This is a genomic window from Methylobacterium sp. J-070 (genome assembly GCF_022829385.1).
Lineage (GTDB): Bacteria > Pseudomonadota > Alphaproteobacteria > Rhizobiales > Beijerinckiaceae > Methylobacterium.
This window is the reverse complement of sequence record NZ_JAKSXX010000182.1, coordinates 1-23,211: the sequence shown is the minus strand read 5'-3', so window position 1 is coordinate 23,211 and position 23,211 is coordinate 1. Positions and strand designations below refer to the sequence as shown.

Below are 23,211 nucleotides of genomic sequence, written 5' to 3'. Positions count from 1 at the left end.
GCGGCCGGATTACCGGGGCTCGGATTCGTCGCGCCACGCCTGGGCGGACGGACCGGCGGTGCCCTCCGGCGGCGGCGAATCGCGCGTGCCGCCCGCGCGCTTGACGATCTCGTAGAGGCCGAGCATCGCGAGCGCGGTGACGAAGGGCACGACGTAATAGCAGCCCCGGAACAGGAGCAGCGAGGTCAGCACCTCGTTGCGGGGCAGGCTCGACAGGGCGAGCAGCACCGTCGCCTCGAACACGCCGATGCCGCCGGGGGCGTTCGACGCGATGCCCAGCATGGCGGCGAGCACGTAAATCGCCAGGAAGGTGGTGAAGCCGAGCGTGGTCTCCTGCGGCAGCAGGACGTAGAGCACGGCCGCCGCCGCGCAGACATCGCCGATCCCCACGATCATCTGCCCGATGGACACCGAGGCGCCGGGCAGCTCCAGCCGCCACTGCTTCACCGTGATGCTGCGCTTCTTCGCCGAGACCCAGGCGAGGTAGCCCAGCACCAGGGCGAGCGCCGCGAGGCCCACGGTCTGGTTGATGCGGATCGACGTGAAGGCGAGGCCGGCGAGCTGGCCCGCCTCGATGATCAGGCTGAGGCCCAGGACCACCCCCATGCCGAGCCAGAAGGTGAAGCCGGCGATCACCGTGAGCGCCGCGATCTTGGCGGTCGACAGGCCCTGCCGGGCGTAGATCCAGTAGCGGATCGTGCCGGCGGTGAGCAGGGGAAAGCCCAGGGTGAAGCTCACCGCGTAGCTGGTGAACGAGGCGAGCGCCGTGATCCGGTAGGGTACCTTGATCTTGAGCTGGCGCAGGGCCAGCGCGTCGTAGCCCGTGAGGAACAGGTAGCTGATGCCGACGAACAGGAAGGCGAGACCGAGCTGCCCGGCCGTCGCCGCCGCGATGGCCGTGCGCACCTCGGCCCAGCTCACGCTCTGGACGAGCTTCCACAGCACCCCGAGGGAGACCGCGACCAGCACGATGCTGGCGCCCGTGCCGATCCAGGCATAGCGGCTGCGCCGGCTCTTCCGCTTCGCGCCCGCGGCGGCGTCGTGCTGAACCGGCTCGGCCTTCTCGGCCGCGTTCCGGTGCTGTCCCTGAAAGTTCATGCCGCTCGGCGTCCGCCCTTCCGGCTGCGCGGTCCGGCCGAAGGCCTACAGCCCGTGCCGGAGTCTCCCGGACCGCGGCCCGTTGCCCCGCATGTAGGCCGAACCGGCGCGCAAGGCCAGGGAAGGCGCCGCCGCCATGGACCCGCCATCCTCAGCCGGATGCGGCCCGGCCTCCGACAGGCCGCGCCGGATCCGGGCGGCCACCTCCGGCGCCGTGCAGACATAGGTCGGGCTCGGGTGCGGGATCAGGATCAGCGGCAGACCGGGGCGGTGCGCCGCGAGCGCCGGCGCCGCCCCGGCGGCGAAGCGGCCGGCCAGCACCGCGACGGTCAGCCGGGGCAGCAGGTCGAGGAGCGGCCCGAGATACGGCGCGGCCGCCGCGACCTCGGCCCTGCGGGGCGCCCGGTTGCGCGCGCCCTCCTGGTGGATCAGCCAGGGCACCGCGTTCCAGATCAGCGTGTCGGTGCGGGCGATCCCGGCCTCTGCGAGGAACCGGAACAGGTTGGCGGCCGTGCCGTTCGCGCTGTCGCGGGTGACGAAGCCGGTGCGCAGGACGGCCGGTCCCGGCGTCTCCAGGAGCAGCAGCATCCGCGCGCCGACGCCGCCGTCGATCGGGTCGGGGACCGGCACCGGCGCGCCCCGCTCGGCGCCGATTCGCGCGGCCAGAGCCCGGATCGGCGCGATGTGCGCGGCCCCGACCAGGGCGCGGCGCGCCGCCAGCGCAACCGGGTCGGCCAGGGATTTCGGCGCCTGCGGCTCAGCCGGCATCGAGGCCCGGGATCGCCGCGTCGAGCGCGCCCGAAAGGCGGAACCGCTCGATCCCGCCCTCCCGGGCCAGCCGCGCATCGAGGCCCGCCTCGCCGCCGAACTGGAATCCGATCTGGCTGGCATAGGCGGCGCAGGCCGCGCGTTTCCGGCCCTGCGCTGCGGCGTCGAGGGTGACGGTCGGCTCGGCGAGGGCGGCGAACAGGTCGGCGAGCGGCGCCCTCGGGACGACGTCGCGGACCGTGTAGGGGAAGTCGCGCCACCACAGGATCGGGCCCTCGACCGCGAGGCTGCGCAGGGCACGGACCGCCTGGACATGGTCGACATGGCCGCCGATCGCCTGAGGGGCGAGGATGAGATCGGGGCTCTCGGCGGCGATCAGCCCGGCCAGCACCGGTGCGAGGTCGGTGGCGATGCCGTCGTCGGCGCGGGTGTCGGAGAACAGCGCCGCTGGAGACCCGTAGCCCCGGTGGGGCGCCTCCCGGAACGGCAGATGGAGGGGCGGAGCGATGCCGAGCTCCGCGGCGGCGGCCCCGTCCTCGGCCCGGCGCAGCGCCATGTAGTCGACCTCCGCCGGCAGCCCCTTGTCGAGCTGGCAGGCCAGCGCGAAGCCCTCCGGGTCGGCGACGCTGCCGGTGAACAGGGTCGCCATCACCACGCGCCAGCCGGCCTGCGCGAGGCGCGCCAGCAGGCCGCCGCAGGAGAAGGCGGCGTCGTCGAGATGCGGCGAGAGGGCGAGTGCGGTCGGCACGGGGCGGAGGACCCTCCTCAGAGCAGATGCGGCTCGGCGCGAAACCGGCAGGTGGGATCGTGGGGCAGGTCCGGGGAGAAGTCGGTGGCCGGCCGCGCGTCGCGCACGCGTCCGTAGACCTCCATGATCTGCCGCCCGACCGCGTGCCAGGAATAGATCCGCCGGCACTCCTCCAGGCCCGCCGTCGCGAGGCGCCGGCGCAACCCTGCATCGGTGATGATCCGGGTGAGCGCGGCGGCGAGCGCCGGCACGTCGCCCGGATCGACCAGCAGCCCGTTCTCGCCGTCGCGCAGGCAATCCGAGACGCCGACCGCGTGGCAGGACACCGTGGCGAGCCCGGCCGCCAGCGCCTCCAGGATCGTGTTGGAGAAGCCCTCCGCGTAGGTCGGCGAGACGAACACGTCGGCGCGGCGATAGAGGTCGGGCACGTGGCCGTACTCGGCGTAGCCCGTGAAGGCGATGGCGCGCTCCGAGAAGTCCCGCGCCGCGGCGAGCGCCTTGGCCGGCTCGACGTCCGGCCCGATGCCCGAGATGGTGGCGGCGAACGGCGTGCCCCGCGCGCGCAGGATCGCCAGGGCCTCGATGAAGTCGAGCACGCCTTTCCGGCGGTCGACCCGCCCGTGATAGAACAGCCGCACCGGGCCGCCATGGGGCGCGGGCAGCCCGTCGGCCGTGCCCTGGGCGAACCTCTCCGTGTCGACCGCGCCGGGGACGATGGTGAAGCGGGCGGGGTCCGCGCCGAGCCGCCCGCAGACCTCGTCCACGAAGGAGGCGCCGCCGATCAGCAGGGCGTTGGCGTGGGCCAGGACCTCGCACATGGCGACCCGGTGGGTCTCGCAGCAGGAGCCGACCCAGTGGCCGTCGCCGCCCTGGATCGACACGACGCTCGGGACCCCCAGCGCCCGGGCGGCGAGGAGCACCGCCCAGCCGGTGGGATAGCCGTACTGCGCGTGCAGCACGTCGAACGGCGTCCGCGCGTGCTCCCGGCGGATCGCCTCGACCATGGCGGCGATGTCGCGCTCGAAGTCGCCGGAGGTCTGCTCGCCGAGCTGCTCCAGGCCGATCACGCGCACCCCCGGCACCGGCGGCGGCGGTCCGCCCCCGTAGACGCGGGTCCCGAAGGCGTCGCCCCGGTACTGCGAGATCATCGTCACGTCGTGGCCGGCGCCGACGAGCTCGCGCAGCAGGTTCTGCGCGTAGACGCTCATGCCGGATATCGCCGGAAAGTAGCGGCGGCTGAGGAAGAGGATTCTCATGCTTGCACACGGTCCGAAGTGCGGGCCGGTCGGGATCCCATCTCCCTTGCGGGGAGGGGAAGGGATGGGTGTGGTGTGGAAGGCACCAGATCGCTCGATCCTGCACCACCCCCACCTCCGGCTCCTCCCCGCAAGGGGGAGGAGAGACGAGCCGCTCCCCTCACTGCCATTGCCGCCGGGTCTCCTGCGCGCCGGCCAGCACCGGGCCGGCGCGGCGGCAGCCGCGGAGATAGTCCAGCGCCTGCGGGATCATCACGTCGGCCCGGTGGCTCTCCCGGGAGAGCTCGACGCAGACGAGCTTGCCGAACCCGACCGCCTCCAGCGCCTCCAGCACGCCCGGGACGTCCATGTCGCCCTCGCCGAAGGGCAAGTGGACGTGGCTGCCGCGCTTCATGTCCTCGATCGCCACCGTGCCGATCCGGTCGGCGAATTCCCGCACGGCCGCCGCCGGCTCGCGCTCGCCGGTCACGAGGCAATGGCCGGTATCGAGGGCGAGCTTCAGTCCCGGGACGGTCAGGGCGGCGAAGTCGTCCAGCGTCTCGATCAGCATGCCCGGCTCCGGCTCCAGGCAGGGCACGATGCCCGCCTCGGCGGCGAAGGCCGCGACCGCGTGCAGCCCGTCCGCCAGCCAGTGCCGGGCCTCCCCGTGGTCGATCCCGGGCTTGGGCACGCCCGCCCAGAACGAGACCGCCTCGGCCGAGAGCATCGCGCCGATCTCCACGGCCCGCTTGAGGAAGCCGATCCGGCGGGCGCGGCCCGCGGCATCGGCGCTCACCAGGGTCGGCTCGTGCTTGGCGCGGGGATCGAGCAGGAAGCGGGCCCCCGTCTCGATGACGCAGCTCAGCTCCAGCTTCTCGAGCAGGCTCGCCACCCGGCCGGCCTCGGCCGCCCAGGTCTCGGAGAACGGGTCGAGATGGTGGATGTCGAGGGTCAGCGCCACGCCGTCGTAGCCGGCGGCCTTGATCAGGTGGATCGCGTCGTCGAGGCGGTGGTTGGCCGCGCCGTTGGTGTTGTAGGCGAAGCGAAGCGTCACGCCGCCCTCCCCTGTCTCTCTGCGAGGCGGAACGGCGCATGGTGCGATTCCGGCTCGCGGTACAGCGGATAGTGCCGCCCGACGATCCGTTCGGCCAGGGCGATGTCGAACAGCGGCTGGCCGCCGAACCGCTCCAGGGCCTCCGGCGTCAGACGCACCGGGCACAGGGTCTCGGTCTCGGCACCGAAGCGGATCAGCGGGTGGTCGCGCTCCAGGAGCTTGCGCGTGTTGCGCTCGCCGATCCGGTAGTAGCTCATGGTCTCGACCTCGAGCCCCGGCACGATCGCCTTGACCACGCCGACCCCGCCGCCGGGGGGCGTGCAGTCGACGTAGAGCACGTCGAACCCGGCCTCGGTGAGCCGATCGCAGGCGATCTTCCCCCGCGCATGGCCGTCGGCGGCCGGGGTCGAGGGCAGCTCCGCGAAGCGCTTGGTGCTGCGCTCGGAATAGACGGTGTCGGCGAGCACCCCGCGCAGATCGGCCGCCGGCATCTCGATCCAGGCGAGCATCGCCTTGAGCGCCCGGCTCTCCTCCAGATCGAGGCTCGGCAGGGCCTTCTGGATGAACGCGTCCACATAGCCCGGCGGCGTCACCGTGGCCGCCATGTCGAGGGGGCCGTGCCCGAAGGTCTTGCGCACCCGGGCGGCCTGGAACTCCAGCAGCGCCTTGCGGAGCGCCCGCTCCCGGTCGGGGTCACAGGCCTCGCCGCAGGCCGACAGGGCGATCGGCGCCGGCGTGCGCGCCGGGTCTTCGTCGTAGCCGACGACGTAGAGATTGGTGAGGCCGAACTGATCGGTGGCGAATTTCGGCAGGGCGCGGATGCCGAGGTCCCGCAGCCGGGCCAGCATCGCGGCGTTCTCCGGGCCGATGCCGTCGAGATCGAGCATCACGCCCTGATCGAGGGCCCGGAACAGCAGGCCGTTGCCGTCCCGCTGCAGCAGTTCCAGCACGCCGTGGCCGAGGGCGAAGGGCACGTCGGGCCCGGCGCCGAGGCCGTTGGTGATCAGGTTGGTGAAGGGCCGGTAGCCCTCCGACAGCTCGAAATAGTCGGTGGCCGCGATGTCGAGGGGCATCAGCACGACCTCGCCCGTGGCGTGCCGGACGGCTTGCGTCCATTCGAGCACCGTGTCGCGGCCGACCGGGGAGCCGGCGGGGAGGCAGAGGGTCAGCGGGTCGGCGACGGACGTGGCGCCGTAGACGCGGGCGAGGTCGTTGTAGCTCGCCCGCTTCTTGGCCCGCGGCAGGACCGCCAGCGACGGCATCAGGTTCTCGGCGATCTCCGCCACGGCGCCGATCAGCGCCTCCTCGTCGGTGGCGCCGTAGCCGATGCCCGACGGCATGGCGCCGACGAAGAACGGGTCGTCGAGGAACAGGGCCACGAACCAGACCGGGATGCCGGTGCGGTCGAGGGGCGCCAGGGGGAAGCCGACGACGCGGCCCTCGGGCAGGACGTCGAGATAGGCTCGCACCGGCTCGGGCAGCGCCTCGGGCAGCCCCTCGATCGGCCGCTTGGACCCGAAACGGTAGGGGCGCGGCGCCTTGATCCGCTCGTGGCGGGCGCGGTCGTCCTGGTCGTGGAAGGCGTCTGCGTTGCTCAAGTCGTGTTCCCGTCTGCCTCGAACCCTGCGCCGCACACCATCCCATCAAGCCGCCTCCGCCTGAGGTGACCGCGCCAGCGGGTCTCGGCGGAGGCATCATCCGGAAAGCGCCGCGATCCCTGGAGCCCTCCTTCGAGGCCTCCGCTACGCTCCGGCGCCTCGGGATGAGGGTGCGGGTGGAGATACCGGGGTCTGGTTCCGTGAATGGTGTCCTGTCCTGTCGGCTATCCCTGCCCGTAGGCACGGGCGACGAGCCGCATGGTGTGAAGGTCGCGGGATGCCGACCACGCCGGCCGCTCCTCGGGCCGGCGCAGGGCCGAGCCGAAGGCGCGCACCTGCTCGGTGAAAGGCGAGCCGTCGGCGTCGAAGGCGAGCGGCTCCGCGCGGCCGCCGGCGCCGTCGATGAACAGCAGGGAGCCGCCCGCCGTCTGGCCCATCGTGTTCTCGGCCACCAGCATGCCCTTCGTGCCGGTGACTTCGAGGCGGCGGCGGGGCAGCGCGTCGGGGCAATTGTAGGCGACGTGCAGGCTCGCCAGCGCACCGCCGCCGGTGCGGCCGATCAGCAGCGCGCCGTCGTCGACCGCGTAGTCCTGCGCGCGGCTCTGGGTCAGGGCCGCGATGGTGGTGATCGGCTCGCCCACCAGGAAATCCACGAGGTCGAGCCCGTGCGGGGCGAGGTCCATCAGCGCGCCGCCACCCGCCTGGGCGGCGTCGATCCGCCAGTTCGGCTGGCCGGCCTCCGACCAGTCGCGCCCGAGCCAGCAGGCGTAGACGATGCGCACGGCCGTCACGGTCCCGAGCCGTCCGGCCTCGACCTGGGCGCGGATCGCCCGGTGCGCCGGGTGGTGCCGCTGATCGAAGGCCGTCCCGTAGAAGATGCGACCGGCCTCCACCGCCCGCGCCATCGCCTCGGCGTCCCTGAGCGTCGCCGCCATGGGCTTCTCGCAGAGCACCGCCTTGCCGGCGGCGGCCAGCGCCTCGACGGCGCCGCGGTGGAGATGGTTCGGCGTCGCGACGTAGACCGCCTCGACCTCGGGCTCCGCAAGGAGGCCGGCGAGGTCGGCATGGCCGCGGGCGCCGGCGCGCTCGGCCGCTTCGCGGCTGTCCGGATCGGGATCGCAGACCGCCACCAGCCGGTGGCCGGCGGCGCGGATGCCGGGCTCCATGTAGTCGCGGGCGACCCAGCCGTAGCCGACGATGCCCCAGCCGACCGCGTCCATCACCAACGCTCCGGGAGATCGACGAACTCGCGCACGCGGACGCGCTGTGTCTCGGGCGCGTCGAGGCTTCCGTCGAAGGTCAGGTGCTCGGGGCCCGGGGAGTGCAGCGGGTAGGTTGCGCGGAGGGCGTATTCCGCCTCGTAGCGCTCCGAGGGCCAGCGGACGACGTAGCCGTCGCCCGTAGGTGCATAAAGCGGGTTGAGCCGCAGGACGGTCCCGGGCTTCGGCAGGGTCAGGCCGTCGACCAGGGCACGGGGCGCCGGGCGCATGCCGGGGCCGCACACAACCGAGAAGGCCTCGCAGCTCCGCAGGGCGGCGGGCTCCTGGGGGCTCGGCGCCCGCACCGCGACGAGCGCCCGGGTCAGCTCCGCGTCGTCGTAGACCAGGGCGTCGGGAAACAGCTCGGCGATCTCCTCGGCCGTCACCGCCCGCCCGGCGGAGAAGCCGGGGCAGTCGCGGTTGTGGATGTGGCTCAGCGCCAGCCAGCCGTCGTCTCCGGCGTTCTGGCGGAGGGCTTCCAGCAGGGCCGCCTTGTCGTCGAGGAAGTAGAAGGCGTCGTTGCAGACGACGAGGTCGACCGGCGCCCCCGGGATCGGCCAATGCGGCGAGCCGGCGTCGAAACAGACCAGCTGCGCCGTCTCGGCCACGACCCAGTGGCGGGCGACCCAGAGCTTGGCGAAGACCACGTCGGCCCCCGCGACCTTGCAGCCGCGGCGCTGCAGCTCCCGCAGGTAGTGGCCGATGCCGCAGGCGAACTCGAAGACGCAGATCGGCTCGTTCCAGTGCGCCTCCAGCAGCGACAGGCCGGCGAGGAAGGTCGGGTCGCTCCACCGGTGCAGGAAATAGTCGCCGACGCGGCCCCACCCCAGGAGCGCCACGGCATCGCGCAGGGTCGCGGTGCGGCGCTCCTTGATCAGCCGGATAATCCCGGCGGGATCGGCGGGCGGCCCGTTCCACCAATCGTCCTGATCGACCAGCAGGGCGGCCAGCGCCTCGTCGGGCTCGCCGGCGTCGAGATGGGCCAGCACCCGCTCGACCAGGGCCTCGCGGTGGACCCGCAGGTACGGGATTCCGTCGATCACGGGCCAGCGCGCGCCGGTGCCGGCGTCGCGCAGGGCGTGCTGGCCGTCGGCCTTCAGCGGGTTGCCGGTGTCCGGCGATCTGAGTTCGAACGGGATCATGGCTCTCGGGACCGCCCCGGCAGATGGGCGACCGGCTTCGGCGATCAAGGGATGCGCATGTCGGCGAGGACACGATCGTGGAAACCCTTGACCGGGCCGGCATGGACCAGTTCCCACTCGTCGAGCACCACGCCCATCGTGGTCGAGGCCCCGCGCAGGTGCTGGGCGATCTGCAGGACCCGGTCGATGCAATCCGCCGCGTGGAAGGCGCGGCCCTCCGCGGTGGCGTCGTCGGGCAGGATCGCGCGGGCGCGCTCGACCTGGCCGCGCAGGGGCTCGGCGAGTTCGGCCAGCGCCCAGGCGGTGGTCGCAGCCATGATCGGGCCCAGATGGTCGCCCAGCAGCATCTCGCCGGTGAAGCCGGCATCCGGCATCGCGGCGTTGTGGAGGTGATGCGCCATCGCCGCCAGGAACACGGTGCCGGGATCCGCCCGGTAGAACGGGCTGAGGCAGACGCCGTAGGCCGCCACGATCAGGCAATGCTCGGCGTGGTTCTCCGGCGGCTCCAGCAGGATGCGGGCGCGGCCGGGACAGGTCACTCCGGCCCGCGGCTGTTGGGCGAGGGCGCCGACGAAGCCCGGGAGGGAACCAGGCCGACCCGCCGGGCGTGGGGCGAGGCGGGCGCGGAGGCGGCTGCGGAGATCCGGGTCGAGGTCCCCGGTCACGGCGTCGAAGCCGGCGATCAGCACGGCGGACGCCGCTTCGTCCGAGAGGCCGGCCGCGGTCAAAAAGGCGGCGTCGAGGTCGCAGAGCCGCGTCGCCGCCAGCGTCGTCGCGGTGACGTCGAGGGCGACATCCTCTGGTGGGGTCCCGCCGGTGAGGAGCCCCCACCCTTGCGCGAACAGCCGCTCGGCGATCGACCCGGCACGGCCGGCCGAGCGGACGCGCTTGAGGTCGTTCATCTCGACCATGAGGTCGCGCAACGCCTCCGGCGCCGCGGCGCCGGATTGAGATGGGGGGGTCTCGCTTGGCATCGTCTCTTTCGGGATGAGGCGTGTACGCCCTCGCAGGCAGCTTGGACGGACTCGCCCATCGACGCGAGGTGCGCGAGTCCCCTCTCCCGCCCGGGAGAGGGGGCCTGTCGCACCCCGTCGTCAGGGCATCAATGAACGCCCAGCCAATCGCGCAGCATCTGCTCCTGCTTGCCGAAGGCGTGCTCCGGCCCATGGCCGTTCTTGACCATCGGGGCCTTGAAGAAGGTGGAGAGCTGCTCCTGCACGCCGCCGTCGCCGCGCTTGCTGGCGAGGTCGAGCACCCGGGCGATCTCGATGACCAGCGGCGCGGCCAGGATCGAGTCCTTGCAGAGGAAGTTCACCTTCACCTGCATGCGCTGGCCCATGAAGCCGGTGACGTCGATGTTGTCCCAGGCTTCCTTGTCGTCGCCGCGCGGGCGGTAATAGTGGATGTGCACGAGGTGGTCCTCGACCGGGTAGCCGAGGATCGAATCCAGCACCGTGCCCTTGGTGTTGAGCTTCGACTGAAGCGAGTTCGGGTCGTTCAGGGCCAGGCCGTCGCGGTTACCCAGGATGTTGGTCGAGAACCAGCCATCGACGTGCAGCGCCCGCGCCTTGAAGGCCGGAGCCAGCACGGTCTTCATCATGGTCTGGCCGGTCTTGCCGTCCTTGCCGGCGACCGGGACGTTCAGCTCCTTGGCGAGGTCGAGGAGCGCGGGCACGTCGGCTGCCACGCTGGGCGTGAAGTTGGCGTACGGGATGCCGCTCTTGATCGCCGCGTAGGCGTAGAGCATCGCGGGCGAGATCGCCTCGTCGCTCGAATCCAGGCCCTTCTCGAAGGCGGCCGTGGAGTTCAGGGTCGGGTCGTTGAGGTCGGGCCAGCGCTCGGTCGAGGCGACGTTCACCACCACGACATCGTCGAGGTTGCTCTCCTTCTGGAAGCGCCGCAGATCGTTGGCGATCACCGAGACCGCCTCGCGGTGGTCCTTGGCGACGATGCGGTTCTGGCCGTCGATGTTCTTGCAGAACTTGGCGCTGCCCACCGCCGGCCAGGGGGTGATGCCCTTCAGGGCCCGGGCGCCGCTCTCGATGTCGTCCTTCGAGAGCACGCCGTGGCCGCCCGCGGCCGCCGCCAGGTCGTCGCCGTTCAGATCCCAGCCGCCGAACACGAGATCCTTGTAGTCCGCCATGCCGGCCACGGAGAGGCCGGCGAGGGGCAGCCCGTCGAGTCGGTTCGATCCGGATTTGATCATCTCGATGCCGGCGATGGCGGTGGTGGCGACGGCGCCACCCATGCCAACGAACGCGACGCCGACGCGGCGACCGGTCTGCATGCTCATCGGAAAATTCTGTCCTTATGGGGACGCGGATCGCGTCGCGGGCTGGAAAGGTCTGCCCCCCGGGCCGTACCTAACTGGCTCGGCGGTGCGGCGTTCCAAGCCAAATGCGACATCATTGCGCCTCCGCGTCCCGGAGCGCGGCCGCTTCGCGGCGTCAACGCGGCCCTGCGCGGCAGGGTTAACCTTTCCTTGACCGTGCCACGCTTGAATCACGGGGTCGTCCCATTCTGGTCACGGCCGGCGCCGATAGGGCCGCCGCTTCAAGGAACCCGGCCGCCAGACGCCGGGCCGGTACAAGGGACACTCTGAAAAGGACCAATGATGGGGGTTTTCCCGGAGCCGGCGCGTTGCGCCGACGACGTGAGCCGACTCGCGCCGAACGCGGGCCATATCGAGGATGAGGCCGTGGCATGGCTGCCGCGGCAGGGAGACAGGACCCGACGCGCGACAGGGCGCCGGTCACGGCGCCGCACGGACCGGAGCGGGATCCGGCGCCTCGCCGGAACGCTGGCGCTGGGCCTCGTCGCAGGCTTCGGCCTGCCCCAGGCGGCCTTCGCGCCCGCCTATTTCGCGCCCGCCGCGCAGGCCCACGACCGGGTCGATACCAGCCCGCGCGCCGCCCAGGGGCTCGCCGCCGGGGCGCCCGCCGTCGAGACGTCCGCCCAGGACCTGTCGCTGCGCACGACGCTCGACCCGGATCCGTCGCAGGACATGCCGGCCGAGACCCTGTCCGACTGGAACGGCCTACCGGTGCCGGAGCAGGAGCCGGCCACGACCGCGCTGATCCAGGACGACCTCGCGGCCCTGCCGCGGGTGACGGAAGCGCAGGGCGAAGCCGCGATCCGGTTCGGCGAGCGCAGCGTGCCGCGCAAGGTGGTGGATACGATCGTGAAGGCCTCCGACGAGGCCGGCGTCGACCCCGTCTACATGATGGCGCTGGCCGACAAGGAATCGAGCTTCGACACGGACGCCAAGGCCGCGACCTCCTCGGCGCAGGGCCTGTTCCAGTTCGTCGCCCGCACGTGGCTGGAGATGATCCGCGACTACGGCGCCCGCTACGGGCTCGCCGAGGAGGCCGCCGCCGTGAAGGGCCGGGGTGCCGCGATCTCCGTCGCCGCCGGGATGCGGGCCCGGGTTCTCGGCCTGCGCAACGACCCGCGCGTGGCGGCGCTCATGGCGGCCGAACTGATCAAGCGGGACCGCGAGCGGATCGAGGCCCGGGTCGGCCGCGCGCTCACCACGACCGAGCTCTACCTCGCGCATTTCCTCGGCACCGCCAGCGCCGGGCGGTTCCTGTCGCTCTCCTCCGAGAAGCCCGACGAGGCGGCGGTCCGCGAGTTCCGCAGCGCCGCCCGGGCCAACCGGAGCCTGTTCACCGAGAAGGCCGGCGGCAAGCGCCGCAGCCTGACGGTCGCGGAGCTGCACGGGCGGCTCGACGGCATGATCGACCGGCGCCTGACCCGCTACCAGGGGGTCGCGGCCGTGGCCGAAGCCCTCGACAAGGCGCCGGCCCAGACCGAAATCGCCACCGGGGAGACGGCGCCGGCGGGCGGCGGGCGCCGCATCGAGGTGACCGAGGCGCTGCCGCCGGACGGGGTCTGATCGCCCGGACGCGGGCGCGGCCGGCTCAATGGCCGCCCGCCGGCGCCCCGCCGCCGAGCTTGACGCTCTTCAGGCTGAGGGCGATCGGCACTGCGCAGGCGGCGACGAGTCCGAGGACCCAGAACACGTCGATATAGGCCCAGTAGGCCACCTGCGTGCTCAGCACGCTGCCGAGCCACGCGGTTGCCTGGTTCTGGGCCTCGACGCCGGCGTAGCCGTGCTCGGAGAAGTACTGCGTCGCCTGCCGCATGGTCTCCTGATAGGCGGGCGCGGCCGGGTTGACGCTCTCGACGAGCCGGCTCTGGTGGAACTGGCTGCGGTACGCCAGCATGTTCTGGGCGAGCGACACGCCCATCGATCCGCCGACATTGCGGGCGACGTTGATCAGCGCCGAGGCCTGATCGGTCTGGTCCTTGCGGATCCCCTCGTAGGAGGCCGAGGTGATCGACAGGAACACCATCGGCAGGCCGATGCCGATATAGACCCGCGACCACGCGAAGAACGAGAACGTCGTGGTGCCGTCGAGCCGGGTCAGGTCGTACATGCCGAGCGCCACGATGGTCATCCCGGTGGCGATCAGCCATTTCGGCTGGATGTAGGCCGAGGCGCGCCCGGTGAGGAACATCATCACCACCGTGACGATGCCGCCCGGCCCCAGCACGAGACCCGACAGCGTGGCGGTGTAGCCGTAATATTCCTGCGTGATCTGCGGGATGAACTGCGTGGTCGAGATCAGGATCGCGCCGGTGAACATCATCACCACGAAGCAGGAGCCGAACTGGCGGTTGCCGATGAGCCGCAGATCGACGGCCGGGTTCTCCTTGTTCAGGAGCCACGGGATCATGGCGATGAACGAGACGATCATCAGCACCCCCGAGACGTTCATCAGCGTCGAGGTTCCGAACCAGTCCTTCCGCTGGCCCTCGTCGAGGATCACCTCCAGGGAGCCGAGGAACAGGGCGACCAGCAGGAAGCCGACGATGTCGAAGCGGATGCCCTTGCGCACGAGGGCGCGCCGCTCCTTCTTGGCCGCCTCGCTGTCCTCGATCAGCCAGGACATCAGACCGAGCGCGATGAGGCCGACCGGGCCGTTGATCAGGAAGCACCAGTGCCAGGAGGCGTTGTCGGAGAGCCAGCCGCCGAGCGTCGGGCCGATCACGGGCGCGACCACGATGGCGACCCCGTAGAGCGCGAAGGCCTGGCCGCGCTTCGCCGGCGGGAACGAATCCGCCAGGATCGACTGCGCGAGCGGCGCCATGCCGCCGCCGCCGAGCCCCTGCAGCACGCGGAAGAACAGCAGGGATTCCAGGCTCCAGGCGAAGCCGCACAGGATTGACGAGAGGGTGAACAGCCCCACCGACCACATGAAGAAGGCCTTGCGGCCGTAACGCTTGGCCAGGAAGCTCGACGCCGTCAGCGTGATCGCGTTGGCGACGAGGTAGCTGGTGACGACCCAGGCCGCCTCGTCGGGCCCGACCGCGAGGCCGCCCGAGATGTAGCGCAGCGCCACGTTGGCGATGGTGGTGTCGAGCACCTCCATGAAGGTCGCCAGCGCCACCACGCCGGCAATCAGCCAAGGGTTGTGGCCACCGGGCGCCGTCCCGGACGCGGCCACGCCCGCGCGACCCGCCATCGCGCTCACCGCACCGTGACGGTGGGCACGACCGACATGCCGGGGCCGATCGCGACGTCCGTCGGCCAATCCTTGACCAGGATCTTCACCGGGATGCGCTGCGTCACCTTCACGTAGTTGCCGGTGGCGTTCTGGGCCGGCAGCAGGCTGAAGGCCGTGCCCGAGCCCGGCTGGACGGAGGCGACCGTGCCGCGGATCTTGCGGTCCGGATAGGCGTCGATCGCGATGGCGACCGGCTGGCCCGGGCGCATGTCGCTGATCTGCGTCTCCTTGAAGTTCGCCGTGACCCAGATGTCGTCGGGCACGAACATCGACAGGCTCTGGCCCGCCTGGGCGAGCTGGCCGATCCCGCCGCTGAGCCGGACGATGCGGCCGGCCTGCACGGACCGGACCGTCGTGTAGCCGAGGTTCAGCTCGGCCTGCTCGACCTGCGCCTTGTCGCGGGCGAGCTGCGCCTCGGTCGAGGCCCTCTGCGCCTGGAGCGAGCCGATCTGCTTCTGGGCGGCGACCACGCTGGCATTGGCGCTCTGGAGGGCCGCCTGCCGCTGCTGCAGCGTGGAGGTGGCGGATTGCGACTGCTGGATCGAGCCCGAGCCGCGATCGGCGAGGTCCTTGTAGCGGGCCGCGTCCTCCTGGGCGAATTTCAGAGCCGCCTCGGCGGTGGCGACCTGCGCCTTGGACACGTCGATATTGGCGTTCTGGGCCTGGATCTGCGCGTCGATGTTCTTGATCGCGGCCTCGTCGGCCTGGACCTGCGCCTGCGCCTGCTCGCGGGCGATCTCGTAGTCGCGCCGGTCGATCTGGAACAGCACCTGTCCGCCCTCGACGTGCTGGTTGTCGGTGACCGGCACCGCGACGAGGTAGCCGCCGACCTTCGGCTGGATCGAGATGCTGCGCGCGTCCACGAAGGCGTCGTCGGTGCCTTCGTAGGGATGCATGTACAGGAGCCAGTAGAAGAAGATGCCGACGCAGAGGGCGGCCACCGCCAGGGCGCCGAACAGGAAGGCGAACGGATGGCGCCGGAGGATGCCGGGGCGGCGCGCGTCGCCCGCCTCCTCGGTCCCGTCACCCTGCTTGGCCTGATCCTGGTCCGGATCCGCCGCCGCGGCGTCCGGCTTCCGGGCGGTCTCGTCGTCCCGGCCCGGTGCGGCCCGGCCGAGATCCAGCACGTCACGATCGAGCGCGCCGCCGCTCGCGCCATCGGCCGGCCGCGCGCGCGCCTCCGTCACGGAGACCTGCCGTTGATCGTCAAGCATGGGAAGTCGTCGCCCGATGGGCCGGCCATCTCGCGATGGCCGGGCGCTGCACATCGCCCGCCTCGAGCTTCAAAAGCCGGGCCGCGCCGCAAGGTTCCCTGTTGCCGGAATCCGGCCAGGAACAGATGCCGCACTGCGGCGTTCAGCGGCGGGAACCTCCGCCGTCCACAGGCAAGATGCCTCGGAGTTCAGCCATGACCCACAGCCCGAACCCGAACCACGGGCCGACCGGGACCTCACCCTCCGGCATCCCGCTGACGGGGGCCGCGCGGCTCGATGCCATGAGCGCGGCGCTCGCCCGCAACTGGTGGCTCGTCGCGCTGCGCGGCGTCGTCGCCATCCTGTTCGGCGCCATCGCGTTCGTCGCGCCCGACGTGTTCGTCCTGTCGCTGGTGCTGTTCTTCGCGGCCTACATGGCCGCCGACGGCGCATTCGCGATCGTGGGCGCGGTCCGGGCCGCGCAGCGGCACGAGCGCTGGGGTTTCCTGCTCCTCGAAGGGATCGTCAATCTCGTCGTGGGTGTCGGCGCCGTGCTGGTGCCGGCCGCAGCCGTCTGGGCATTCGTGCTGCTGCTCGCCGCCTGGGCGCTGGTGACCGGAGGCCTGATGATCGCCGCCGCGTTCCGCCTGCACCTGCATTACGGGCGCTGGTGGCTCGTCCTCGGCGGCCTCGTGTCGATCCTGTTCGCGGCCGCCCTCCTGATCGACCCGGGCATGTCGGCCCTGGTGCTGACCTGGTGGATCGGTGCCTACACGGTCGCGTTCGGCGTGCTCCTGCTGATCCTCGCGTTCCGATTGCGGAGCCGGCACGGGGCGGCCGGGCCGTCGATCCGCGGCGGCCTGTGATCGGGCGCGGCGCCTTGATTTCACCGGCGCCGGCGCGCGACAGGGAGTCGGATGAGCCTTAAGACACACCGACGACCGGAACGGCCGGTCCGGGAACCCGCGCTGTGATGAAGCCCGACGCGCCGGAACGCGCCCCGGCCGACGGGCCGACCGCGTCGGACCCTGCCTCCGCGCGCGGGACCGACGCCGCGCCCCCGGACCCGGGCTTCGCGGCACGGGAGGCGCGGCGCGCTGCCCAAGATCTCTTTCGGCACCTGCGGGTGCTGATCGCCGCGGCCGCCCTCGGCCTCGCCCGCCGGGGACGGGCCGCGTTCGCGCGGTCGGGCGCCCTGCTGGCCCGGGTGAGCGCCCGCCCGCGGCCGGTCCCGGGACCGGTCCCGCCCCCCGCGCCCGATCCCGGTGTTGGTCCCGGTGTCCCTGCGCCTCGGCGCCCGCGCCGGATTCCGATCCTGCGCATCGCCGCTGCCGCGATCCTGCTCCCGGTCCTGGCCCTTGCGATCTACCTGCTCGCCGCCCTGCTGACGTTGCCGCCCCTCGGCGGGGCCGTGGTCGAGACCGGTCAGAGGGCGATCACGGTGGAGTCCGACGACGGGCGGGTCTTCGCCACGCGGGGCAGCTTCCGCGGCCAGAAGCTCACCGCGGCCGACCTGCCGCCGCATCTCGCGCAGGCGATCGTGGCGATCGAGGACCGGCGCTTCTACAGCCACTGGGGCATCGACCTGCGCGGGCTCGTCCGGGCCGCGTGGCGCAACCTCGCGGGCGGCGGCGTGCGCGAGGGCGGTTCGACCATCACGCAGCAATACGCGCGCCTCACCTCGCTGAACCAGGAGAAGACGCTCTGGCGGAAGGTGCAGGAGGCGATCCTGGCGCTGCGGGTCGAGGCGACGATGAGCAAGGACGAGATCCTGCTCGGCTACCTCGACACTGCGTATTTCGGCGCCGGCGCCTACGGGGCGGACGCGGCGGCCCGGCGCTACTTCGGCAAGCCCGCCAAGGCGCTGAACCTCCCGGAATCGGCGATGCTGGCCGGACTGGTGCGCGCACCCTCTCAGCTCGCCCCGACGCGCAACCTCGGCGGCGCCAAGGAGCGGGCCGACGTGGTGCTCCAGGCCATGGTGGAGACCGGCGCGATCAAGCAGGCCGAGGCCGATGCCGCCCGCCGGCAAAGCGTCACCCTGAAGTCCCCGCCCGAGGCGCCGCCGGGCACCAACTACTTCCTCGACATGATCGCGGGCGACGTGAAGCGCTTGGCCGGCAAGGACGGCGACATCACGGTCCGCTCGACCCTCAACCTCGACCTCCAGAGTCTCGCCGAGGGCGTCGTCGCCCGCCGCCTCGACAAGGACGGAGCGCGCCGCAAGGTCGGGCAGGCGGCCATGGTGGTGCTGTCGAAGGAGGGTGCGATCCTCGCCCTGGTGGGCGGGCGGGACTACGAGGACAGCCAGTTCAACCGGGCCGTCCAGGCCAAACGCCAGCCGGGCTCGCTGTTCAAGCTCCTCGTGTACCTGACGGCCTACGAGCAGGGCTTCACGCCCGAATCGGTCGTGTCGGACCGTCCGGTGAGCATCGGCGACTGGGAGCCCGAGAACGACGACGGGCGCTACCGCGGGCCGGTGCCGCTCCGGACCGCCTTCGCGCTGTCGATCAACACGGTGGCGGCCCAGCTCGGCCAGGAGGTCGGCATCCCGGCGGTGATCGCCACCGCGCGCAAGCTCGGGATCCAGTCCGATCTCCCGAACGTGCCAAGCCTCGTCCTGGGCTCGGGTACCGTGAGCCTCCTGGAGATGACCCGGGCCTACGGCTCGGTCCTGTCCGGCCTGACCCCGCTGCAGAGCTTCGCCATCCACGCGATCCGCGGCGGGGCGCCTCAGCCGCTCTACGTGCATGCCGACCCGGCGGCCGAGGCGCGCCTCGCCCAGGAGCCGCGCACCATGATGCTCGACTCGCTGCAAGCGGTGGTGGAGTCGGGCACGGGCCGGGCGGCGCGGGTGCCGGGCCAGATCATCGGCGGCAAGACCGGCACGAGCCAGGATTTCCGGGACGCGTGGTTCGTCGGGATGACCCCCGACATCGTGGTCGGGGTCTGGATCGGCAACGACGACGACAGCCCGATGAACCGGATGTTCGGCGGCGAGATCCCCGCCGGGATCTTCCACGACTTCGTCCAGCGGGCCTCGGAGAAGCTCGCCAAGGGGAAACCGCGCCCCTCGGCGGAGCGGGCCGAGCCGGCCAGGGCGGTCGCGGTCCCGGCTTCCCCGGCGCCGGTCGCCGAGGTGCGGGGCGTACCGGAGGTGATCGACACCGGGACTTTGAGTCTGCGCGGTCGTCCCGTCCGCCTGCTCGGCGTCGAGGGCGAGCGGGGCCATCTGGCCCGTCAGCTCGCGAGCTACCTGCGACGGCGCGAGGTGGTCTGTACCGGCGTCTCGGACACGCCCACGGCGCGCTGCCGCATCGAGGGCGACGACCTCGCCGCGCTGATCCTGGCCGCGGGCGGCGCCCGCGCTTCGGAGGACGCCCCCGCGGACCTTCTCGGCGCGGAGGAGCAGGCGCGGGCCGAGCGGGTCGGCCTGTGGGGGCGGTAGGGCGGCCGCCCCCGGATCGGCGGGCGAGCGGGGTTCCGGTCTGTCAGGCCGACGCGAGCTTCTCCAGGGTCAGCGGGTCTGGCGAGCCGGCAAAATACTTTGCCAGCGCTTCGGTGAAGCAGGATTCGTCCGGCGCCGCGGCGGCGAACAGCGTCATGCTGGAGCGGAATTTCACGTCGTCGGGCGACCCGAAGATCGCGTGGGCCGAGCGCCCGGACACGGCGTTGACGGCCTGCGTGCAGGTGCGCAGCCGCGCGCCGAGCAGGGGGTGATCCAGATAGGCGCGCGCCTCGCCGCGGGAGCCGATCGCGTAGCGCTGCGCCATCGGGCTGAACCCCAGGCCGGCGATCTGCGGGAAGATGAACCACATCCAGTGGCTGAGCTTCTCGCCCGCGCGCAGTTCAGCGAGGGCCCGCGGATAGACGCCCTCCTGTGCCGCCACGAAGCGGCCGAGATCGTACGCGTCCGCCATCCCGTCGCCCCTCCCGTCCCGGCGCGACGGCCGGGACGCAGTTTGCCGCTGACCCGCCCGCCGGCTTCGTATAAGCGCGGTGGCCATGTTCGGAACGCTCGTCGCCTTCATGGTCGCAAACCCGGCGGCGAGCCATGCCATCACGGCGACCCTCGAGACCGCCGGCATGGCGGCCGCCATGATCGCCCTGCGCGGCCCGCGCCCGGAGGCCACCGCCGCGCTCCTCGTCTCGACCTATTATTACGGCCGCGAGGCCGGCCAGCGCGAGCACGATATCAAGCATGCCGGCTGGGACGCGGTCCAGGCCCATCTCGGCGCCGAGTTCCTGTACGGATGGTCGCTGCCGAACCTGGAGCAATGGGTGGCGCCGACCTGCGCCGCCTGGGCGGCGGCGGCCCTCATCGCCCTGATCCGGTCTCGGACGATGAGCCGGGTTGCGGCAACGCCGAAACGGGGGCGGTCCTAGCAGCCCCTTTGCCGGCCGGCGCGGCCGCCCGGGAAGCCGAAGCCGCTCGATCGCCAAGGCGGTGGGCTGGCGCATCGTCGGCACCCTCGACACGCCGGTGCTGTCTTACCTGTTCACCGGAAGCGCCGTGGTCGCGGGACCCGTCGCCTCCACCGAGACCTTGACCAAGACGGTGTTGTACGACCTGCAGGAGCGCGGCTGGGCGTTTGTACCGCTGGGCCGGGCCTGACGGGACGAAGCAGGATCAGGTCGAGACCGTCCCCTCGGTGCCCCGGATCGGACGGCGAACGCGCCCGCGTCGCGACGCAACCAGTCCCGGGTCGGCGTGATGCGCCGCGCCCCGCAACCGTCGCAGGAGGAAATCGTATGGCGCAGATCGAAATCGGCGGGACCGCGTTCCGCTACGTGCTCGCGGGGCCCGAGGACGCCCCGGTGGTCGCCTTCTCGAACTCGCTGGGGGCCACCCTGGAGATGTGGGACGCGCTGCTGCCGGCGCTGGGCAACCGCTTCCGGACGCTGCGCTACGACACCCGCGGGCATGGCGGTTCCGGGACCCGCGACGAACCCGCGGAGATCGCCGATCTGGCCGGCGACCTCGCGGGCCTGCTGGACGCCCTCGGCATCGGACGTGCCCATCTGGTCGGGCTGTCCCTCGGCGGCATGACCGTGCAGGCGCTCGCGAGCGCCGATCCCGGGCGGCCGCTCAGCGCCACCCTGATGGCGACGGCCGCCCACATGCCGACCGCGGAGAGCTGGAACGCGCGCGCCGAGACGGTCCGGACGGAGGGAACCGGGGCCGTGGTCGAGGCCACGCTGGGGCGCTGGTTCACGCCCGGCTATGCCGAGCGCGCCCCCGAGATTGTCCAGGCGGTCCGCGCCCGCTTCCTGGCCTGCGATCCGGCCGGCTACGCGGTCTGCTGCGGAGCGATCGGGCGCATGGACCTGCGTCCTGCCCTCTCGGCCGTCACCGCGCCGACCCTCGTCATCGCCGGACGCGACGACCCGTCCACGCCGCCCGCGATGGCGGAGGAGATCTGCGGGGGGATCGCCCAGGCCGAACTCGTGGTTCTGCCCCGCGCCGCGCATCTCCTCGCCGTGGAGCGCGCCGAGGCCGCCGGCGGCTACCTGCGGGCCTTCCTCGAACGGCACGGGGCTGCCGGCGCCTGAGGCCCGGGCCGGCCGCCGCATCCGCGATCGGCGGGGCGTCGCTCCAGACGAAGAGGCCCCCGCGGATGCATCCGCGGGGGCCTCGACCGACCGCGCGCCATCAGGCGCACGCGAGGAGCCTCACTTGATGAGGGCGAGGAGCGCCTTGCCGGCCTTCGAGTTGAGCTCCTTGGCATCCAGGGTGCCGTCGCCGTCCGGGTCGGCCATCTTGAAGCGCTCGCCCACGGCCGCGAGGTATTCCTTCTTGTCGAGGGTGCCGTCGCTGTCCGGATCGGCCTGCTTCACGCCGACCTTGCTCAGACGGCCCTTGAGTTCGCGGGCGTCGAGGGTGCCGTCCGAGTCCTTCTCGAGGCGGTCGAAGGTCGCCGAGGCGATCGCCTCGACTTCCTTCATGTCGACGGTGCCGTCGTTGTCGGTGTCGATCATCTTGATGGCGCTCGCCCCGCTGGCCGGCTTCGCCAGGGCGGCAGGAACCGAGAAGGCCGACACCGCGAGGGCCAGGGCCGCGAAACCGTTGAGACGACGAAGGGTCATTGCCGAATGCTCCCGAAATTTGATGCGGGATCTTCCTAGTCGCTGACCCGGCATGCTGCAAGTGCGAAATCGTGCATCGGGCGTCATCCGTCGGCTCCGCCGATGTCGAACCATAGAAAAAGGGGCCGGCGGATGCCGACCCCTCTGAGTAGGGTTAATCGTCGAACCGCTGTCCGCGAATCGAATCAGTATCCGGTGCCGCGGCGGGCGACCGGACGATCGTCCTCGAAGCGCTCGCGCCGGTAGTAACGGTCCTCGTCGCGGGCGCGGTCGTGGCGGTAGTCCTCGCGGCGGAAGTCACGCTCGCGCTGGCCGCGGGAGCGCAGATCGACGCTCGGGCCGTCCGGTCCGATGTCGATGCGCTGAGCCGCGGCGGGAACGACGGTCGCGAGGGAGGCGGCCAGAACGGCGCCGGCGAGCAGGGTCTTCATGGGACACTCCTTCGTGCGTTGGGGGGCCAACACAAGTGCGTGAGGAACGTTCCCGGCCCGTTCTGTGCGCCCGCCCCGGCCGGCGGGCTCAGGCCAGCGTCGCCAGGTCCTGGAACCAGTGCTGGGCCTGGACATAGGCCTTCACCCGCGGCGACAGGGCGTGCGGATTGGTATCGTGCACCACCCAGACCTGGACGGCATCGTCGACCACGATCTCGTGGATGCGCGCCAGCAGCCGATTCTGCTCGTCGGTATCGAGGCTCGCCTTCACCTTGTCGCAGAGGGCGTCGACCTCCGGATTGCGGTAGTGGCTCCAGTTCACGCCGTTCGGGGCGATCTGCTTCGAATCGTAGAAGCGCAGGATCGCGTAGAACGGATCCGAGGTGACGTAGGCGATGTTGCCGGCCGTGACCCCCTTGAGGCTCGGATCCGCCGCGCCCTGGCGCCACGCCGTGTAGGCCACCTCCAGCTCGACCGTCTTGAACTCGACCTGGATGCCGACTTCGGCCCAGCTCTGCTGGATGTACTCGTTGATCGGCAGGGACAGCATCTGGCCGGTTCCCCCGGTCGGTATGAGGACCGTGGCCTTCACGGGGTTCTTCACCGAGAAGCCGGCCTCTTCCACCAGCTTGCGGGCCTGCTCGACGTCGGTCTTGATCTGGAAGCTCGGCTTGCCGAACCACGGACTGGAGGTTTGAACCTGCCCGACCGCCGGCTGGGCGAGCCCGCCCATCAGTTCGACGACGCCGGCGCGGTCGATGGCGAGGTTGGCGGCCCGACGCAGGCGCAGGTCGCGCCAGGGCGAGCCCTCCAGCATCGACAGATGGTAGTTCCAGACATGCGGCGTGTCGTTGCCGACGACGCGCATGCCGGCGGCCTTCAGGCGCGGCACCGCGTCGGGGGCCGGCGCCTCGATCAGGTCGACATTGCCCGACAGGAGCGCGTTCACCCGCGCCAGGTCCTCGGGCACGCAGGTGAGCGTCAGCTTCGCGAGCTTGGGGACCCGCTTCGGGTTCCAGTAGGCGGCG

The 23,211-nt window shown here is 71.9% G+C and carries 22 protein-coding genes; 6 read left to right on the top strand and 16 right to left on the bottom strand.

Annotation, left to right across the window (positions count from 1 at the left end; all coding sequences use genetic code 11):
• Nucleotides 1-9: 9 nt before the first annotated feature.
• The 10 genes from MKL01_RS19560 to MKL01_RS19515 all read right to left on the bottom strand — a co-directional run bounded on the left by MKL01_RS19560 (nucleotide 10) and on the right by MKL01_RS19515 (nucleotide 11,195).
• Nucleotides 10-1,098 carry a lysylphosphatidylglycerol synthase domain-containing protein gene (locus MKL01_RS19560; RefSeq protein WP_243906867.1) on the bottom strand — a complete coding sequence of 363 codons (1,089 nt, stop codon included), beginning with the start codon at nucleotides 1,096-1,098 and terminating at the stop codon, nucleotides 10-12.
• 45 nt (nucleotides 1,099-1,143) lie between these two features.
• Nucleotides 1,144-1,866, bottom strand: coding sequence for a uracil-DNA glycosylase (locus MKL01_RS19555; RefSeq protein ID WP_243906866.1), 723 nt, complete (start codon nucleotides 1,864-1,866; stop codon nucleotides 1,144-1,146).
• Nucleotides 1,856-2,614, bottom strand: coding sequence for a PIG-L deacetylase family protein (locus MKL01_RS19550; protein ID WP_243906865.1), 759 nt, complete (start codon nucleotides 2,612-2,614; stop codon nucleotides 1,856-1,858). Before MKL01_RS19550 ends, MKL01_RS19555 begins: the two co-directional genes overlap by 11 nt.
• Nucleotides 2,615-2,631: 17 nt before the next feature.
• Nucleotides 2,632-3,870, bottom strand: a complete 1,239-nt coding sequence (locus MKL01_RS19545) for a glycosyltransferase family 4 protein (RefSeq protein ID WP_243906864.1) — start codon at nucleotides 3,868-3,870, stop codon at nucleotides 2,632-2,634.
• A gap of 160 nt (nucleotides 3,871-4,030) precedes the next feature.
• Nucleotides 4,031-4,903, bottom strand: a complete 873-nt coding sequence (locus MKL01_RS19540; RefSeq protein ID WP_243906863.1) for a sugar phosphate isomerase/epimerase family protein — start codon at nucleotides 4,901-4,903, stop codon at nucleotides 4,031-4,033.
• A complete protein-coding gene (locus MKL01_RS19535) occupies nucleotides 4,900-6,501 on the bottom strand; it encodes a YcaO-like family protein (RefSeq protein WP_243906862.1) in 1,602 nt (533 codons plus the stop codon). The genes MKL01_RS19540 and MKL01_RS19535 overlap by 4 nt, the downstream gene beginning before the upstream one ends.
• A gap of 224 nt (nucleotides 6,502-6,725) precedes the next feature.
• Nucleotides 6,726-7,721 (bottom strand): Gfo/Idh/MocA family protein, encoded by a 996-nt coding sequence (locus tag MKL01_RS19530; protein ID WP_243906861.1) that lies wholly within the window; start codon nucleotides 7,719-7,721, stop codon nucleotides 6,726-6,728.
• Nucleotides 7,721-8,902, bottom strand: a complete 1,182-nt coding sequence (locus MKL01_RS19525; RefSeq protein WP_243906860.1) for a class I SAM-dependent methyltransferase — start codon at nucleotides 8,900-8,902, stop codon at nucleotides 7,721-7,723. The genes MKL01_RS19530 and MKL01_RS19525 overlap by 1 nt, the downstream gene beginning before the upstream one ends.
• A 44-nt stretch (nucleotides 8,903-8,946) precedes the next feature.
• The gene (locus MKL01_RS19520) at nucleotides 8,947-9,876 is read right to left on the bottom strand and encodes an HD domain-containing protein (protein ID WP_243906859.1); all 930 of its coding nucleotides are present in this window, start codon (nucleotides 9,874-9,876) and stop codon (nucleotides 8,947-8,949) included.
• A gap of 128 nt (nucleotides 9,877-10,004) precedes the next feature.
• Nucleotides 10,005-11,195, bottom strand: coding sequence for an inositol-3-phosphate synthase (locus MKL01_RS19515; RefSeq protein ID WP_243906858.1), 1,191 nt, complete (start codon nucleotides 11,193-11,195; stop codon nucleotides 10,005-10,007).
• Between the two features lie 321 nt (nucleotides 11,196-11,516).
• Here MKL01_RS19515 and MKL01_RS19510 point away from each other — a divergent pair, with 321 nt between their 5' ends.
• Complete coding sequence (locus tag MKL01_RS19510) at nucleotides 11,517-12,797, top strand: transglycosylase SLT domain-containing protein (protein WP_243906909.1); 1,281 nt, start codon at nucleotides 11,517-11,519, stop codon at nucleotides 12,795-12,797.
• 25 nt (nucleotides 12,798-12,822) lie between these two features.
• Here MKL01_RS19510 and MKL01_RS19505 read toward each other — a convergent pair whose 3' ends face one another.
• Nucleotides 12,823-14,430: a DHA2 family efflux MFS transporter permease subunit gene (locus tag MKL01_RS19505; protein WP_243906857.1), complete on the bottom strand. Its 1,608-nt coding sequence runs from the start codon at nucleotides 14,428-14,430 to the stop codon at nucleotides 12,823-12,825.
• A gap of 5 nt (nucleotides 14,431-14,435) precedes the next feature.
• Nucleotides 14,436-15,686: an HlyD family secretion protein gene (locus MKL01_RS19500; RefSeq protein WP_243906856.1), complete on the bottom strand. Its 1,251-nt coding sequence runs from the start codon at nucleotides 15,684-15,686 to the stop codon at nucleotides 14,436-14,438.
• 194 nt (nucleotides 15,687-15,880) lie between these two features.
• On the opposite strand from MKL01_RS19500, the gene MKL01_RS19495 reads away from it, so the two are divergent.
• Complete coding sequence (locus MKL01_RS19495) at nucleotides 15,881-16,531, top strand: HdeD family acid-resistance protein (protein ID WP_243906855.1); 651 nt, start codon at nucleotides 15,881-15,883, stop codon at nucleotides 16,529-16,531.
• A gap of 107 nt (nucleotides 16,532-16,638) precedes the next feature.
• Nucleotides 16,639-19,113 carry a PBP1A family penicillin-binding protein gene (locus tag MKL01_RS19490; protein WP_243906854.1) on the top strand — a complete coding sequence of 825 codons (2,475 nt, stop codon included), beginning with the start codon at nucleotides 16,639-16,641 and terminating at the stop codon, nucleotides 19,111-19,113.
• Nucleotides 19,114-19,156: 43 nt separating this feature from the next.
• Here the strand turns inward: MKL01_RS19490 and MKL01_RS19485 are convergent, their stop codons facing one another.
• The gene (locus MKL01_RS19485; protein ID WP_243906853.1) at nucleotides 19,157-19,585 is read right to left on the bottom strand and encodes a DUF1810 domain-containing protein; all 429 of its coding nucleotides are present in this window, start codon (nucleotides 19,583-19,585) and stop codon (nucleotides 19,157-19,159) included.
• An 85-nt stretch (nucleotides 19,586-19,670) separates the two neighbouring features.
• Between MKL01_RS19485 and MKL01_RS19480 the strand changes: the two genes are divergently transcribed.
• From MKL01_RS19480 to pcaD, 3 genes are all read left to right on the top strand, one after another.
• Complete coding sequence (locus MKL01_RS19480; protein WP_243906852.1) at nucleotides 19,671-20,051, top strand: hypothetical protein; 381 nt, start codon at nucleotides 19,671-19,673, stop codon at nucleotides 20,049-20,051.
• Between the two features lie 61 nt (nucleotides 20,052-20,112).
• Nucleotides 20,113-20,280 (top strand): DUF2061 domain-containing protein, encoded by a 168-nt coding sequence (locus MKL01_RS36015; protein WP_243906851.1) that lies wholly within the window; start codon nucleotides 20,113-20,115, stop codon nucleotides 20,278-20,280.
• A 137-nt stretch (nucleotides 20,281-20,417) separates the two neighbouring features.
• Nucleotides 20,418-21,218: a 3-oxoadipate enol-lactonase gene (gene pcaD / locus MKL01_RS19470; protein WP_243906850.1), complete on the top strand. Its 801-nt coding sequence runs from the start codon at nucleotides 20,418-20,420 to the stop codon at nucleotides 21,216-21,218.
• A gap of 120 nt (nucleotides 21,219-21,338) precedes the next feature.
• On the opposite strand, the gene MKL01_RS19465 is transcribed toward pcaD, so the two are convergent.
• The 3 genes from MKL01_RS19465 to MKL01_RS19455 form a co-directional block, all read right to left on the bottom strand.
• Nucleotides 21,339-21,752, bottom strand: coding sequence for an EF-hand domain-containing protein (locus tag MKL01_RS19465; protein WP_243906849.1), 414 nt, complete (start codon nucleotides 21,750-21,752; stop codon nucleotides 21,339-21,341).
• Between the two features lie 185 nt (nucleotides 21,753-21,937).
• Entirely contained in the window at nucleotides 21,938-22,183 is a 246-nt protein-coding gene (locus MKL01_RS19460; RefSeq protein WP_243906848.1) for a hypothetical protein, read from the bottom strand.
• An 88-nt stretch (nucleotides 22,184-22,271) separates the two neighbouring features.
• Nucleotides 22,272-23,211, bottom strand: a 940-nt coding sequence (locus MKL01_RS19455; protein ID WP_243906847.1) for an ABC transporter substrate-binding protein, incomplete at its 5' end; no start/stop codon positions are given.

What these genes read in the sequence shown, in the direction of transcription:
- MKL01_RS19490 (WP_243906854.1), top strand. Translation starts at nt 16,639, where the DNA reads ATGAAGCCCGACGCGCCGGAACGCGCCCCGGCCGACGGGCCGACCGCG.
- MKL01_RS19495 (WP_243906855.1), top strand. Translation starts at nt 15,881, where the DNA reads ATGACCCACAGCCCGAACCCGAACCACGGGCCGACCGGGACCTCACCC.
- MKL01_RS19480 (WP_243906852.1), top strand. Translation starts at nt 19,671, where the DNA reads ATGTTCGGAACGCTCGTCGCCTTCATGGTCGCAAACCCGGCGGCGAGC.
- MKL01_RS19545 (WP_243906864.1), bottom strand. Translation starts at nt 3,870, where the DNA reads ATGAGAATCCTCTTCCTCAGCCGCCGCTACTTTCCGGCGATATCCGGC.
- MKL01_RS19465 (WP_243906849.1), bottom strand. Translation starts at nt 21,752, where the DNA reads ATGACCCTTCGTCGTCTCAACGGTTTCGCGGCCCTGGCCCTCGCGGTG.
- MKL01_RS19485 (WP_243906853.1), bottom strand. Translation starts at nt 19,585, where the DNA reads ATGGCGGACGCGTACGATCTCGGCCGCTTCGTGGCGGCACAGGAGGGC.
- pcaD (WP_243906850.1), top strand. Translation starts at nt 20,418, where the DNA reads ATGGCGCAGATCGAAATCGGCGGGACCGCGTTCCGCTACGTGCTCGCG.
- MKL01_RS19500 (WP_243906856.1), bottom strand. Translation starts at nt 15,686, where the DNA reads ATGCTTGACGATCAACGGCAGGTCTCCGTGACGGAGGCGCGCGCGCGG.
- MKL01_RS19505 (WP_243906857.1), bottom strand. Translation starts at nt 14,430, where the DNA reads ATGGCGGGTCGCGCGGGCGTGGCCGCGTCCGGGACGGCGCCCGGTGGC.
- MKL01_RS19525 (WP_243906860.1), bottom strand. Translation starts at nt 8,902, where the DNA reads ATGATCCCGTTCGAACTCAGATCGCCGGACACCGGCAACCCGCTGAAG.
- MKL01_RS19555 (WP_243906866.1), bottom strand. Translation starts at nt 1,866, where the DNA reads ATGCCGGCTGAGCCGCAGGCGCCGAAATCCCTGGCCGACCCGGTTGCG.
- MKL01_RS19510 (WP_243906909.1), top strand. Translation starts at nt 11,517, where the DNA reads ATGGGGGTTTTCCCGGAGCCGGCGCGTTGCGCCGACGACGTGAGCCGA.
- MKL01_RS19560 (WP_243906867.1), bottom strand. Translation starts at nt 1,098, where the DNA reads ATGAACTTTCAGGGACAGCACCGGAACGCGGCCGAGAAGGCCGAGCCG.
- MKL01_RS19530 (WP_243906861.1), bottom strand. Translation starts at nt 7,721, where the DNA reads ATGGACGCGGTCGGCTGGGGCATCGTCGGCTACGGCTGGGTCGCCCGC.
- MKL01_RS19460 (WP_243906848.1), bottom strand. Translation starts at nt 22,183, where the DNA reads ATGAAGACCCTGCTCGCCGGCGCCGTTCTGGCCGCCTCCCTCGCGACC.
- MKL01_RS19515 (WP_243906858.1), bottom strand. Translation starts at nt 11,195, where the DNA reads ATGAGCATGCAGACCGGTCGCCGCGTCGGCGTCGCGTTCGTTGGCATG.
- MKL01_RS19520 (WP_243906859.1), bottom strand. Translation starts at nt 9,876, where the DNA reads ATGCCAAGCGAGACCCCCCCATCTCAATCCGGCGCCGCGGCGCCGGAG.